Source organism: Sporocytophaga sp. (genome assembly GCF_017745095.1).
In the GTDB taxonomy this organism is placed as follows: Bacteria; Bacteroidota; Bacteroidia; order Cytophagales; family Cytophagaceae; genus Sporocytophaga.
This window is the reverse complement of the sequence record NZ_JAGHZZ010000007.1, coordinates 26,110-41,430: the sequence shown is the minus strand read 5'-3', so window position 1 is coordinate 41,430 and position 15,321 is coordinate 26,110. Positions and strand designations below refer to the sequence as shown.

Here is a 15,321-nt window from a genome sequence, read left to right as displayed (position 1 = left end):
TTATGAGTAAATTTATTTTAATCATATTTACAGGAATGTTTTTGTTATCTTGTGCTCCGGAAAGGTACAGGAGGGATAAGGCTAATCGCTTATCAGACAAAGCAGATCTGGCAAGTGATTTTCATGCCAAGCAGGCCGTAAATTTTACTCAGAGGAATATTGATCGTAAGGATAAAACAGAAAGAAAGACAAATAAAAGAAAGGAGAAAATTCAGGATCAGCTTAATGAACTGAATGCTCCTAAGAAGGTTGCCAAAACAACCAGAAGACATACAGGTAGATTTAATCTGTATTAAAATATGAATTACAGTAGGAGTTTAAATAAGGCTATGTGGATACTTATACTGTTTTGCAGTATAAGATTTTCCTATGCCCAAGATATTCAGTTTTCTCAGTTTTATGCAAATGTCTTATATCTAAACCCTGCTTTTGCCGGAAGTGCGCACAGTGTAAGAGCTATAGCTCATCAGAGATTGCAGTGGCCAGGTCTGGAAGCTAGATATACGACCTCATGTGTTTCAATTGATAACTTTTTTAACAGAACTGGCGGAGGTTTAGGTCTTATGTTTTTGAAGGACTGGCAAGGAACAAAAAGGATCAGTTCAACTGAGATCCGCATGCAATATGCCCAGGAAATTAATTTGTCTCCGAAGCTTTCAGCTCGTGCAGGTGCCGAAATAAACTATATCAACAGGTATCTTAATTATTCCTATCTCACATTTCCAGATCAGTTCAATGATGACGGCTTTACTAATACTCAAACGAAAGAACCTTTCGGAGCTACTCAAAAAGGATTTTTCGATATGGGAGTTGGAACGATGCTCTATTCAGAATATTTCTGGGTAGGTTTTTCGGCCCACCATGTAAATACTCCTGATCAGTCTTTTTATGGAAATGGGTCTGATTTGCCAGCAAAGTTTGCCCTAATCGCAGGGTATAAGTTTATGCTTGAGAAAGGAAAAACCAAGGGAGATATACCATCTGATGAAGATGTCTATGTTACCCCAACTATACATTACAAATCTCAAGGGAAATCTGATCAGTTGGATCTTGGAGTTTATGGGCTATATCATAGATTACTTCTAGGTGGCTGGTACAGAGGAATTCCTTTATTAAAACATTACAGAGTTGGCATACAGAATAATGAATCTGTTGTACTTCTGATAGGTTACAAAGTACATCCTATAAGCATTTCATATAGTTATGACTGCACGGTTTCGGACCTCACCAGGGCGGGAACACGTGGTGCTCATGAGCTCAATATCACATATGTATACCACTGGCCCCCAAAAAGACGAAAGCCATATAGGAAGCTTCCTTGTCCTACCTTTAAAGGGTCGTAAAAACCATTGGAGTATATTTTTATTGAATTAAAAGGGTAGGTTTCTGGGTGGGTTTTCCCTTTCGGACTTAGAATTTACACTTCCAGAGATTTTTTCAATCAGTATTATCCTTATTTTTGGATATAAACTATTTGAAAATCAAATCTCTATTTTTATGAAAAACTGTTTCATGTTATTTGCTTTTTTGATCTTTTTCAATTTTGGCTTTGCTCAATCATATGAGAAAGGGAAGTTGTTTATAAAGGTAAAGGCTTCCTATGATATACCATTGGAGTTTTCGGGTAATCGTTTTTTACATTCATTTCCTAATTCAGAAGCCCTCGAGAAAACTTTGAAAAGTCAAAAGGTTCGAGGTATTGCTTCTACCTTTAGAATTAAAAGCAGTGATTTAAACAAGGTCTATACTATTGAATATGATCCTTCAGTTTTGCCTCAGAGTTTAATAAACCTTTTGAAAAGTATCCCTTTTATTGAATATGTGGAGCAAGTTCCTGTTTTTTCAGTTTCGGCAGTTCCGAATGATGTTCATGCATCACAATGGTATCTTCAGCATGTTAAAGCACAAGAAGGATGGCAATTGTCAGGTGGAACAAGCAATGTGGTTGTCGCTGTTGTTGACGATGCTGTTGATTTGACCCATGAAGATTTGAAAGAAAATATCTGGGTTAATAACAAAGAAATTGCTGGCAATAATATAGATGATGATAAGAACGGATATGTAGATGATGTCAATGGTTGGGATGCAGCGGATGTAGATAATGATCCAAATCCTCCTACCAGCGCTGATGAGAATAATTTTTCGCATGGAACACATTGCGCCGGTATAGTAGCTGCAGTGAGTAATAATGGGATCGGTATAGCTTCCATTTCAGGCCATGCTAAAATTATGGCGGTAAAAACTAAAAAGAACAGTACAACAGGTTTGTCTGTAGATGCAGCAATTCAAGGTATTGAATATGCAATAGCTGCTAATGCAGACATTATCAGCATGAGTTTTGGGGGCTATGGTGAAAGCAAGACTTTAAAACAGGTTATAGATCTTGCCTATCAAAAAGGTATCATTCTTATTGCCGCAGCGGGAAATAATAATACAGATTTACCTATTTATCCTGCAGCCTATGAAAGCGTTATAAGTGTAGGAGCAATAGATCAGTCAAATAAGAAAGCATCATTCTCTAATTATGGCTCAACTGTGGATATATTGGCTCCAGGGGTGGATATTTATAATACGGTGTGCCATTCGGCATATGGATATAAGAGCGGAACATCAATGGCTTGTCCGATGGTCAGTAGTCTGGCTGCTCTTTTGCTTTCAAGGAATCAGGCACTGACACCTGAGCAGGTGAGAACATGTATATTGAATAATGCAACCTCTGTTGATCAATTGAATCCAGGCTTTGAAGGCAAACTTGGCGCCGGTTGCATCAATGTATATACAACGCTCACTTGCGCAAGGCCTATAACAGCCAATTTTAAAACGGATTTCACCAATGTGTGTCCAGGTCAGTCAAGAACCTTTCAGGACCTGTCAAATAACAATCCGAAAAGTTGGAAGTGGGAGTTTGAAGGCGGTACTCCATCAACATCTACATTACAAAACCCTGCAATAAAGTACCCAACTTCCGGAAGTTATAAAGTAAAGCTGATAGTCAGCAATACAGAGGGAAGCGATACCATTGTTAAGGTAGATTATATTAAAGTTGAAAGTCCAACCGCTGTACTTTCCGGAATACATGAAATTTACTCGGGTTATAACGCTTATCTGGAAGTTAATTTTTCAGGCACTCCTCCTTTTAGCTTTACATATTCAAATGGGAGTGTCAATACAACAATTTCAGGAATAACTTCCAATAATTATTTCTTTCCTGTAAAACCAACAGCTAATACAAATTATACTTTGGTAAATGCTTCTGATGAAGATTGCAGTGCTTTGATTTCAGGCACAGCTTCAGTTAAGGTTAATAATAGTCCTCTCCCTTGTTACAATGTCATAAGTCATTCCTTGATATCAAGTATAAGTCCAAACTTTTCAGGTCAGCTGGAAGATAATAACAGATTTGGTGAATCTATTGAAAATATCGGAGACCTTGACGGAGATAATATACCGGAAGTTGCTGTAGCTTCTGTAAGTAATAGTACTACGGGTGCAGTCTGGATTTTATTTTTAAATGCAGACGGATCAGTAAGGAAATTTAATAAAATTTCTGGCATAAAAGATTTGAGTAGCATGTTCGGATCCGGAATTGCAGGGTTGGGTGATATGGATAAAGATGGGGTTCCTGATATAGCCATAGCTGACAATTTTTACTGGAATTATAGCGGAGGTCCGAGAGGCGCGGTGCATGTGCTATTCTTAAATAAAGACGGAAGTGTTAAAAAATCAAATGTAATATCAAGTGCAGATGAAGGTTTTGTTTATCCCGCAGATCCGGAACTTGATTTTATAAAACTGGGGCAATCCGTTTCTTGTCTGGGAGATCTTGATAATGACGGTATCAATGATATTGTGGTTGCGGGAGACGTATTGGCAAAACATTTTGCATATATTCTTTACTTAAATAAGAATGGATCTGTTAAGAAATATCAACTTGTAGATAATGCTTCTGCTAATATAAATCTGAACATTGAGAATAATTCTTCATTTGGTATTTCTGTGGAAGGAATCGGAGATCTTGATAAAGATGGAGTTCCTGATATGGCTTTTGGTACACCTGATGACTATGAAGCAGGCAATGGGGCTGGTGCAATTTATCTGGCTCTTTTAAAGAGGGATGGAAGTATTAAAAAATCTTTTAAGATAAATACTCTGAAGGGGAATCTTAATACAAGTACTGTCGGTTCTAATTTTGGTTTCGCTATGTCCTCTAATGGAGATATAGACGGAGATGGAACGGACGATCTCCTTGTAAGTATGTATAGAGATGGTAATTACAAAGGATCTCTGATGATGCTTCTGCTGAATCAGGATGGGACAGTAAAGAAGAAACAAAAGATAGGATATAACAGCGGTAACTTCCAGGCTCCATTAGTTATGTATGACAATTTTGGCATAGGACTTTCTTTCTTAGGTGATATCAATAAAGACGGAGGCCCCGATTTTGCTTCCGGATATCCGGGTAATAAAGATGGTGGAAGTGGAAGGGGAGCCCTCTTTATCTTAAATCTTCAGCCTAACTGTCCTGATTTTTGCAGTAGTCTCAAAGCATCCTTTGAAACTTCAAATGTTTGTATAGGTCAAGAATCAAGTTTTAAAGATATCTCCTTAGACCTTAAGAATACTATTACTTCCAGAACCTGGTATTTTGGTGATGGACAAAAGTCAAGCGGTATTGATATTGCTAAACATCTCTATGCTTCTCCTGGGGATTATCAGGTTAAACTTGTGATAGAAAATGATAATAGTCCTGTCTGTAAGGATTCTATCACTAAAGTTATTCATGTGAGCAATGATCTTGATTTCCTGCTTTCAGCAGATAAGGTAAAGGTTTGTAAAGGTGATAGCGTACATCTGAATGTTTCTGGCATTGTCTGCGGCCAAGCACCATTCAGTTTTAAATGGGGTAGTGATAATGCATCGTCTTCAGATGAGGTTACTTTCAGGCCATTGACTGATCAGAGTTATCAGGTTACTGTCAAGGATTATTTTGGAGCAGAGAAAACAAAGACAATAGCTGTGACTGTAGATCAGACTTGCTGTTCGACTCAGGCCGGAATTCAAAGTGATAAAGGTTATTATTGTAAAGGTGATTCGGTTTTGTTTGCAAATACATCCTATATAACTGGATCGGCATCATATAAATGGACATTTGAAGGTGCAGAGAATCTAACTGCTTATTCTGGAATAACACCTGCTAAAGTTTTCTATAAAAACCCGGGAGCTTATGTGGCAAGACTTATTGTAGAAGACCAATGTGGAAAAGACACGGTATATAAAGAAGTCAGAGTCCTTGAAAAACCGTTATCAGATATTCAAAGAAACGTGGAGGCATGTAAGTTAAATTATACAAGCATTGGAGCGAGCAGCGTTTCAACTTATACCTATAGATGGAATCCTATTACCGGCCTTTCAGATCCACAAAGTGGAAGAACAGATGTATTAGTTGAAAATAATATAGAATATACATTAACAATTACAGATGAAGTAACCGGATGTGTTACGCTGGATAAAGTAAGCATCAAAGCAAAAGATTGTGATCCTTCTTCAGTAAAAGGTAACACTAATAATTTTGTTATATCTGTATTTCCTAATCCTTTTGCTAATCAACTCACCATTGGTCTTGGCAATGAAAGTTATCCCATACAAGCTTCAATTATTAATACGAAAGGTCAGTTAGTGAGAAGTGTAACGCTGATAGGAAAAGAAAATGAATTAGAGTTGTCGGAACTGAATAGTGGAGTTTATTATCTCAACATCAATAACCGAGTATATATGGTTACTAAGATTAAATAATAGCTACGATGTGATTCAAGATAAAATGGCCGGCTAAATATAGCCGGCCGTTTTATTTATGATGGTTTTGATTGTATGTAACATTCTCTTAACAGGAATTTTACCGAATTATAACAATCGTAATGAATGGTGTTTAGTTATATGAGCTACTTTTGACGCTCAATCAAATTAAAAACCAGATGAAAAGATTAATTACAACATTTTGCTTATTGTTAAGCACCCTCACGTGGTTGTCAGCCCAGACAACACTCATCTCATTAGGTTCCTCCTGGAAATATCTTGATAATGGTTCCAATCAGGGCACTAGTTGGAAAAACTCAGGATTTAGTGATGCTTCATGGGCTTCAGGAAATGCTCAATTAGGCTATGGTGATGGAGACGAAGCCACTGTTGTGAGCTATGGTTCCAACTCAAGTTCGAAGTACATCACAACTTATTTCAGGAAATCTATTACAGTAGCGGATGCTTCTCTTTTTACAGGATATACAATAAACGTAAGAAGAGATGATGGAATAGTAGTTTATATCAATGGAACTGAACGATACAGGAATAATATGCCGACAGGCACCATTGCATACAATACCCTTGCAGCGAGCAACTGCTCAGACGATGGAGGAACAATTCAGACTGGTTCAATACCTTCAGGAGCTTTGGTGACAGGAACCAATGTAATTGCTGTTGAAGTACATCAATGTGATATTACCAGTTCTGATGTCAGTTTTGATCTGGAACTTAAGGGAAATACTTCTTCTGCTACAGCTGTGCTTCAAAGAGGGCCATACCTTCAGCTGGGTACATCTTCAAGTATAATTATAAAGTGGAGAACAGACATTGCATCAAATAGTAAAGTATCTTATGGAACAACTGCAGGGAGTTTAACATCTTCAACAAGTGATGCTGCTTCAGTAACCGACCATGAAGTGAAACTTACCGGATTGTCTGCAAATACTAAATATTATTATTCTATTGGCTCATCAACGCAGACGTTGCAGGGAGATGCAAATAATTATTTTATTACAGCGCCTACTGTAGGTACAGAAAAGAAAACTCGTGTTTGGGTTACAGGAGACTGTGGTAATAACTCAACCAATCAGAAAAACTCACGAGATAAATACATTTCTTATCTTGGATCTAACTATACAGATGTTTGGCTGTTAGCGGGTGATAACGCTTATAATAGCGGACTGGATACAGAGTTTCAGACTAATTTCTTTGATATTTATAAAGATAAAATGTTGAAGCAGACTGTACTATGGCCAGCGCCAGGAAACCATGATTATGCTAATAATGCAACAAGACAAAATGATCATAACGTTCCTTATTATAGTAATTTTACCCTGCCCAAAAATGCAGAAGCAGGTGGAGTAGCCTCCAATACAGAAGCTTTTTATTCATTCAATTATGCCAACATTCATTTTGTCTCTCTGGATTCTTATGGAAAGGAGTCAAACACCTATAGATTGTATGATACTTTGGGCCCACAGACAACATGGCTTAAACAAGATTTGGCTGCGAATACCCAAAAATGGACAATTGTATACTGGCATCACCCTCCTTATACAATGGGATCTCATAATTCTGACTCAGAAACGGAGTTAATTAATGTAAGACAGAATTTTATCAGAATTCTTGAGAGATATAAAGTTGATATGGTTATCTGCGGACATAGCCATTGTTATGAGAGAACAAAGCTTATTAAAGGGCACTATGGAAATGAATCTACATTTAATGCAGGTACGCATAATCTGAGCAGCAGCAGTGGAAAATATGATGGTTCTTCATCTTCATGTCCCTATGAGAAAAACGTTTCCTCTTCCTATAATGGAACGATATATGTTGTCTCCGGATCCTCAGGACAGCTTGGAGGAACTCAGTCTTCATTCCCTCATGCAGCAATGCATTATTCAGATGCAACCAATGGCGGATCGCTGGTTCTGGAAATAGATCAGAATAGATTGGATGCAAAGTGGGTTTGTGCAGATGCAGTAGTAAGGGATCAGTTTACAGTTCTTAAAGATGTAAGAAAGACAACCAATATAACTATACAATCAGGGCAAAATACCACGCTGAATGCCTCTTGGGTTGGTAATTACAGCTGGACAACAGGTGCTACTTCACGTGCAATAACTGTAAATCCAACAAGTAATACAACATATTCTGTAGTAGATAATTTTAGTTGTGTTACTGATGTGTTCAATGTTACCGTAACACCAGCAAGACTGGCTGATCTTAATTTTGAAACTGATACGGTTGTTGCACCAGAATTAGAGGTTTTCCCAAATCCGTTTGAGGATAAAACAACTATAAATTATTCTCTACCTTTTGCCGGACAGGTTACACTTTCACTTCAGGCTCTTAATGGGGAATCGAATAAGGTTATCGTTAAAGAATACAAAGATGCAGGCCATTATTCCTTTACATTGCGTGCATCAGAATTAACTATTCCAACTGGTATGTATTTGCTAAAGCTTGTTTGTGGAGATAAGGAAATCCAGAAGAAAGTCAGTATTGTGAAATAATAGCTTTTTAAAGCTCTGAGGTTCTCTGTGTCTTCTCCGTGTTTCTCTCTGTAATTAATATTTTTTCACAGATTGCACCGAGGAGTCACAGAGCTTCCCAGAAAAATGAAAATAAATGATGTTTAAATTTTTGTATATCAGTATGTTATTGGTTGTGTTTGACGTTCAGTTGTTTTGGTTTTGATTTTTTTTTGCTAAAAACTTATTAGAAAATATAGTATATTCGTAGGCTTCGACAGCTTATTATTCAATGTTTTCTAAAGCTCATTATCCTGATATTTTAATGCCTGAAGACCTGGATCTGTATTTGGCAGATGGTTGGTTTCGATGGGGGCAATCCATATTTACTACAAGTTTCCTGAATTTTAATAGCCAATTTTACAGGGCAGTCTGGCTTAGAGTTGTCCTTTCTGATTTTAATGATGATAAGACTTTTAAAAAGCTTTCAAAGTTAAATGCTCCCTTTAGGGTGGAAATACAACAAGCTTCAATAACCTCCGAGAAAGAGGCGCTTTTTCAGGTATATAAAAAGGGGATTACATTTAAAGTTTCAGAGTCCCTGGAAGCTCTTCTTTTTGGAACTGACAAAAAGAGAATTTATGATACTCGCGAGGTATGTATTTATGATAATGATAATGATAAACTCATAGCCTGTGGATTTTTTGATATGGGAAAAGATAGTGCAGCAGGTATCAATAGCTTTTATGATCATGAATACAAGAAGTATAGTCCTGGAAAATTTATCATTTACAGTAAAATGATGTACTGTAAAAACCTTGGATTGCAATACTTTTACCCAGGTTATTTTGCTCCCGGATATCCAGCTTTTGATTACAAATTGGATATCGGAAGATCTGCATTGGAATATCTTGACACAGCCAGTGAACAATGGCTGCATATCAATACTTTTGATTCCGTAATAGGATCGGTAAGTGAGATGAGGGAGAAGCTATCAAATCTTGTCACGCATCTTAATTCAGTAGATGTAGAAGCAAGGGTGCTTACATATAGATATTTTGATGCTAATCTAGTGGCTGATTTTAATGGATACAATTTATTTGATTATCCTATATTCATTTATTGTCTTGAATTTGTTCCTGAAATAATCAATCCTGTTATCGTATATGATTTCCGTGATCAGCATTACCACCTGATCAGGAATATGAGTGTAGGGATGGCTGATAAGATAGAAGATCAGTCAACAGAGTATTCTGCTCACCTGATGAAACCCAAACAAGTAATATTCTCTTCTGATAATCCTGAAATAATGGCTAATATGATTGCGTCAGCATTCAGGAGCAATATTAAAGCTGAAAGCTAAAAGCACAAAGCGTAAAGTTAAAGTTTAAACTATAGGAACAATTTGAAAGCTTAGAAAGGTAGACTTTTCTTTGTCATCCTGAGTCCCACGAAGGATCTGATAACTATAAATAACTTACAGTATTAATCGAGAATAAACCAGATAAGTAAATTTTATTCTTTTTGAAAGCTCAGATACTCCATAAGTTCAGGATAAACAAAAATAAAGATTTACTAAGCTGGTTATTTGTTTAGAAGATTTATTATAGTTTTCAGAGTTGTTAGATATTTTTTTATTTTCATTGGTCAAGCCAAAGTTGATAAAAACTAAGCCCATCATGAAGAGTATTTTTTTCATTGCATAATAAAATTTTACAAGGGAGCTTATAGGTAACATTCACAGAATAAATTTTAATATTTTATTTAATCCTTAATTTTGTTCCGGACCCACCTGAGTTGTCACTATATGGAGTGATGGCAACCATTATTATAATCAATGCTTTCGTGTATGGAATTAAGAGATCAACCTATCTTTTCTTTTTATTCGGGTACTTTCCTTTGTGATAATTATAGTTGCTGAATTCGTTGGCCTTGCTCTATGGCAGTATGCATACAATAGGCTAACTGTGCAATCCTGCCATTGACGCAGTACCTGCTATTCAATAATGTGACCTTGAATTTATGATAGACAGATCTGAATGAGATTTGCTGAACAACCAACATTTATGAAAAAGACGAAAATAAAAAACAGAACAAAACGCATGTTGCGTTGCCTATTGGCTTCGGGGCTTTTGGTACCTGCAGCCTTTACACAGCTTGCATATGGTCAAGCAGATCCTTTGCAACCCTATCAAGGTAAAATAGGGAAGACGCTTGGTGAAACCCAGCAATTCTATATGGACAGGCGTAAGCCTTTGCAGTCCAATGGCGCGCCTAATGTTGTGTATATTTTAATTGATGACATTGGATATGCTGCTTCGTCTGCTTTTGGTGGACTCATTCCTACTCCCACATTAGACAGCTTGGCAAACAATGGTCTTCGCTATACCAATTTCCATACTACTGGTGTTTGTTCGCCCACGAGAACGGCCTTATTGACAGGTCGTAATTCTCATTCCGCTCACGTTGGAAGCAATCAACCTGCTGGTACGCCTGGCTATGACCGTTATATTCCTTTTGAAAAAGGGACAATTGCGGAGGTGCTACGCGAAAATGGTTACAATACATATGCAGTCGGGAAGTGGCATCTTACACCAACCAGCGACTTAACACAAATAGGACCTTTTAATCGTTATCCTACAGGTAGGGGATTTGATCATTATTATGGTTTCTTAGCAGGTGCTACTGATCAATACCATCCTCAGTTATGGGATGATACTAAAAAGATCGAACTTGCTGATGACAATAAAGCACACGTCACCACACTTATCACTGACAAGGCAATCGAATACATCAACAATCAAAAGTCGATTGATCCCAATAAACCTTTCTTCTTGTATTATGCTCCTGGTGCTACCCACTCTCCGCATCAGATTGATAAAGTATGGCGTGATAAGTTCAAGGGTAAGTTTGACAAGGGCTGGGACGCTTATCGCGATGAAGCTTTAGCACTGCAGAAAAAGCTAGGCGTGGTGCCTCAGAATCTTCTGTTGCCACCTTCCGACCCGAACGTGAAGAGATGGGATGACCTTCCTGTTGACGAAAAGAAATTGGCCATCCGCCATTTTGAGATCTATGCAGGATTCCTTGCTCACACTGACTATGAGATTGGGCGTTTTATCAATTATTTAAAGGAAATCAACCAGTTGGATAATACACTTATTTATGTGTCTATTGGAGATAACGGAGCCAGCAAGGCAGGAAGCAGAATCAGAGAACTAGATCCAAAAGCTACCGAAACTCAACGTCTCCAGCAAAACTTAAAAGACATTGATTTAATTGGTACCGAGTTCTCGAATGTGGACTATCCTCTAGGTTGGGCACAGGCAACCAATACTCCTTTCCGCTATTTTAAGGCTGATGCCAACTCTGAAGGTGGTACACACAACCCACTTATTATATTCTGGCCAAAAGGCATAAAGGAGAGAGGTGTGCGTAATCAATACAGCCACATCAATGACCTGACTCCAACTACCATAGAACTGGTGAATGCGAAGGTTCCTACTGTGATCAATGGGTATCCTCAAGAGCCATTTGAAGGTACAAGTTTGGCTTATTCCATTTCCAATGCATCAGCTCCTTCTCGTCATACTGTGCAGTATTATGAGATCTCAGGATCACGTTCTATTTATAAGGACGGGTGGAAGGCCAGTGCCTATCATCCCAAAGGCCAGGGCTTTGATAAAGACAGATGGGAACTATACAATCTTCAAGAGGACTATAACGAACGCATAGATCTGGCGGCTAAAAATCCGGAGAAGCTGCAAGAGTTAAAAGAGCTCTTCGATAGTGAAGCTTATAAATACAACATTTACCCACTTCGGGATGGTACTGAAAATAATCCTATCAATGCTCCATCTGCTTTTGATGGGAAAGATAAATTGGTCTTCTATCCTGGCATTGCTCAAATTACAGAAGTACCAAATTTTACCAATAAATCTTTCTCACTTGTAGCAAACGTAGAGATTCCCTCCAAAGGTGCAGAAGGAGCCTTGTTTGCTTTAGGAGGCCGCGCAACAGGATTTAGCTTTTTTATCCAAAACAAGCAATTGCAGGTGGTCTACAACTATGGCTTTGAAAAGATTGTGATCAATTCCGGTAAGGCGATATTACCCACAGGCAAGACAGAATTGAGATATGACTTTCAACTGGATGGCACTGCTCAAAATCCCACTGGAATCGGTATCTTATATATGAACGGAACCAAAGTAGGAGAGGGTAAGGTAACAAGGCAGGCCAAAGGAACCTATTATGAAGGGATCAGTATCGGAAAGGACATCATTACGCCTGTATCCGAAACCTATGCATCACCTTATGCTTTTACTGGGAAATTGAAAAACATTGTCATCAACTTAAGTCCGGCGATTACTTCAGAAAATAATCAAAAGTAACTTTTCCAAATGTCTTTTGAACGGGCTACTCTTAGAGTAGCCCGTTGTTATTTCTCAACTTTAAAAATGTTACTCTATGAAATTTAGATTTATACAAAATGTTATACTGCTGTTGATGGTTGTTCTTTGTCATTCGGCCTATAGCCAAAAGAAAAAGTACAATGTTCTCTTCATTGCTATCGATGACCTTCGACCGCAATTGGGTTGCTATGGTTTCTCCAATGTCAAATCCCCTAATATCGACAAAGTAGCCGCGGAAGGAGTTGTGTTTGAAAAAGCTTATTGTCAACAGGCATTATGCAGCCCCTCTCGTACTTCTTTACTCACAGGCCTGAATCCTGATGTGACGGGCATTATCACCATTGGTCCACACTTTAGAGACAGCTTACCCAATATAGTGACGCTTCCACAGCATTTTAAAAACAATGGTTATTTCACGCAAGGCTTAGGCAAGATCTTTCATAATGGCTTAGACGATCCCAGAAGCTGGTCTGTTCCCCATGAACAAGGTAAAAATCCTCGTTATGCACCAGAAGGTCAAGCCATCATAGAAGCCAAAAAACAAGAAAAGATCAAGCAAGGTTTAGATTTGACACTAAGAGAAAACAGAGTGTTCGGCCCTCCGGTTGAATCATATGATGTGGCAGACAATTACTTCCTCGATGGAGGCAATACAGAAAACGCGCTGAAAGCTTTGGCAAAGATCAAGGACTCAACTTTTTTCCTGGCTGTAGGTTTTTCCAATCCGCATATTCCTTATGTCAGTCCAAAAAAGTATTGGGACCTTTACGACCGCAGTCAGATCCAATTGCCCAATAACCAGTATGCTCCGGAAGGTGCTCCTGTCTGGGCCTTGCAAAGTCTGGACGAATTGAACGGATATCATAATGTCCCAAAACCTTTGACAGATGATTTTAAACGAGAATTGATTCATGGCTATCTGGCGGCGACTAGTTATGTGGATGCACAGATCGGCCTGCTCATAGATGGTCTTAAGAAAAACGGAGTGTATGAGAATACAGTCATTGTTATTTTTGGTGACCATGGTTATCAGCTAGGCCAGCACGGTATGTGGAGCAACAAACACACCAATTATGAAACCTCTGCCCGCGTGACACTCATCGTGAAAACACCGGAAACGAAGGCCAAAGGCCAGAAGAGCTCCTCTATTGTGCAATTCGTCGATCTGTATCCTACGCTTTCAGATATTGTGGGATTGCCTAAACCGGCTCAAGGACATGGCCACTCGTTTAAACCGTTGCTTACTGATCCTAAGAAGAAATTGAATACTTATGCCTTTAGTCAATACCTCAAAGGTGGCTATTATGGTTATTCTGTTACAGATGGTAAATATCGATTGGTCCAATGGAAAAAAGGAAACGAGACTGTTCTGGAACTGTACGACCACACTTCTGATCCGGATGAAAATAAAAATGTGGCAGGAAATCCAGCATTAAAAGCAGTGGTGACTTCATTGACCGCACAAGTCAACCAGCGAATTGAAAATGATAAGAAAGACAGAAAGATACTTGGACACACATCCCAAGCATTTAATTCAGAGAAATGAAGTTGTTATAATTTCAAAAAAAATAAAAGCCCTATTTCAGGGCTTTTATTTTTTATAGGTGGCTTTTTTATTTTTAATACTTGAATCTTGTAACGATTCATAATTTTATTGTTTATTATTCCAACCCTGTTGCTATCAAAAGATGCGCATAGTGATGTTTCACATGCCAGGCAGACATGGCAATTGCTTGCTTCTGATTTAATGTGATCTTGCGGATAGGATGATAATATGATAACTCAAGTTGTTCAGGAGTTAAAGATCTTATTAAGTTAGCAAATCGTTTAGCTATGCCTTCAAACATCAGAAGAGAATCATCAATAGATGATTGCACACCATCATGCGTATTAGCCCATGCATCAATATTTACCAAAGTAATTTCTTTATAGTCATTTTCAGTGAGTACTTTTTTTAATCTGAAGAAGTGCAACAGTTGCATATCAGCCACGTGGTTGTACAATTGTTGTACATTCCAGGATCCTTCACGATAAGTTGTTGTCAGATCCGTAGAAGAAAGACGTTTGGCTAAATTACGATAATTAGAGGGTGCCTCTTCTATTGTTTTTACTAATGCTTCAAATTCTGCACTGCTTAAGTTCTCAGGTGCAACAAAAGGGCCAATGGGGAATTTAAGTTTGGATAGTTCGGCTTCTGGGGTCATGTCGGGAATCAGTTTATAAAGTTTAAAGTTCAAGATTGAAATTTTTGGGTATTCTGCAAAATTTTTATATTGAATAGTTGGGACTTTTTAATCTTTAGGTAACATGGTTTATATTGGTTAAGCTTATTTTTATGCTGAAGATGAGCATGTTTGGAAAAGTTGAAAGGGGCAAAGGTCAATGAAGAAAAGCGTTATAAATTCGCTATGTAAAAAAGTCTGATTTATATGTGAAGTATAAGACTCTCATCATAAGTTTAATTGAAGTTGTAGAATAATTCCCAAATAAGAGAAAAATTAATGTACTAATTGATCGTATTGTGAACTATCTTGTGTAGTATTGGTAGGGAAGCAGGATGAATTGAAATTCCCCAGTGAATTTAAATAACATGACAAAATCACCCTATCGATACCAGAATAAATAGTGTCTTTGTTAAA

8 protein-coding genes are annotated in these 15,321 nt (G+C 37.9%); 7 read left to right on the top strand and 1 reads right to left on the bottom strand.

Annotated elements, in window-relative coordinates; genetic code table 11:
- Positions 1-2 precede the first annotated feature (2 nt).
- From J7604_RS11975 to J7604_RS11945, 7 genes are all read left to right on the top strand, one after another.
- Positions 3-296: a hypothetical protein gene (locus J7604_RS11975; protein WP_293896122.1), complete on the top strand. Its 294-nt coding sequence runs from the start codon at positions 3-5 to the stop codon at positions 294-296.
- A 3-nt stretch (positions 297-299) separates the two neighbouring features.
- On the top strand, positions 300-1,343 hold the full coding sequence (locus J7604_RS11970) for a type IX secretion system membrane protein PorP/SprF (protein WP_293896119.1): 1,044 nt from the start codon (positions 300-302) through the stop codon (positions 1,341-1,343).
- Between the two features lie 154 nt (positions 1,344-1,497).
- Positions 1,498-5,793, top strand: coding sequence for a S8 family serine peptidase (locus J7604_RS11965; protein WP_293896117.1), 4,296 nt, complete (start codon positions 1,498-1,500; stop codon positions 5,791-5,793).
- A gap of 179 nt (positions 5,794-5,972) precedes the next feature.
- Positions 5,973-8,312, top strand: a complete 2,340-nt coding sequence (locus tag J7604_RS11960; RefSeq protein WP_293896114.1) for a metallophosphoesterase — start codon at positions 5,973-5,975, stop codon at positions 8,310-8,312.
- Positions 8,313-8,562: 250 nt separating this feature from the next.
- Entirely contained in the window at positions 8,563-9,633 is a 1,071-nt protein-coding gene (locus tag J7604_RS11955) for an arginyl-tRNA--protein arginylyltransferase (RefSeq protein WP_293896111.1), read from the top strand.
- A gap of 703 nt (positions 9,634-10,336) precedes the next feature.
- Positions 10,337-12,661, top strand: coding sequence for an arylsulfatase (locus tag J7604_RS11950; protein WP_293896108.1), 2,325 nt, complete (start codon positions 10,337-10,339; stop codon positions 12,659-12,661).
- Between the two features lie 76 nt (positions 12,662-12,737).
- Positions 12,738-14,228: a sulfatase gene (locus tag J7604_RS11945; protein WP_293896105.1), complete on the top strand. Its 1,491-nt coding sequence runs from the start codon at positions 12,738-12,740 to the stop codon at positions 14,226-14,228.
- A 115-nt stretch (positions 14,229-14,343) separates the two neighbouring features.
- Here J7604_RS11945 and J7604_RS11940 read toward each other — a convergent pair whose 3' ends face one another.
- The gene (locus J7604_RS11940) at positions 14,344-14,919 is read right to left on the bottom strand and encodes a DinB family protein (protein WP_293896102.1); all 576 of its coding nucleotides are present in this window, start codon (positions 14,917-14,919) and stop codon (positions 14,344-14,346) included.
- Between the last annotated feature and the right edge of the window lie 402 nt (positions 14,920-15,321).

What these genes read in the sequence shown, in the direction of transcription:
- J7604_RS11975 (WP_293896122.1), top strand. Translation starts at nt 3, where the DNA reads ATGAGTAAATTTATTTTAATCATATTTACAGGAATGTTTTTGTTATCT.
- J7604_RS11970 (WP_293896119.1), top strand. Translation starts at nt 300, where the DNA reads ATGAATTACAGTAGGAGTTTAAATAAGGCTATGTGGATACTTATACTG.
- J7604_RS11965 (WP_293896117.1), top strand. Translation starts at nt 1,498, where the DNA reads ATGAAAAACTGTTTCATGTTATTTGCTTTTTTGATCTTTTTCAATTTT.
- J7604_RS11960 (WP_293896114.1), top strand. Translation starts at nt 5,973, where the DNA reads ATGAAAAGATTAATTACAACATTTTGCTTATTGTTAAGCACCCTCACG.
- J7604_RS11955 (WP_293896111.1), top strand. Translation starts at nt 8,563, where the DNA reads ATGTTTTCTAAAGCTCATTATCCTGATATTTTAATGCCTGAAGACCTG.
- J7604_RS11950 (WP_293896108.1), top strand. Translation starts at nt 10,337, where the DNA reads ATGAAAAAGACGAAAATAAAAAACAGAACAAAACGCATGTTGCGTTGC.
- J7604_RS11945 (WP_293896105.1), top strand. Translation starts at nt 12,738, where the DNA reads ATGAAATTTAGATTTATACAAAATGTTATACTGCTGTTGATGGTTGTT.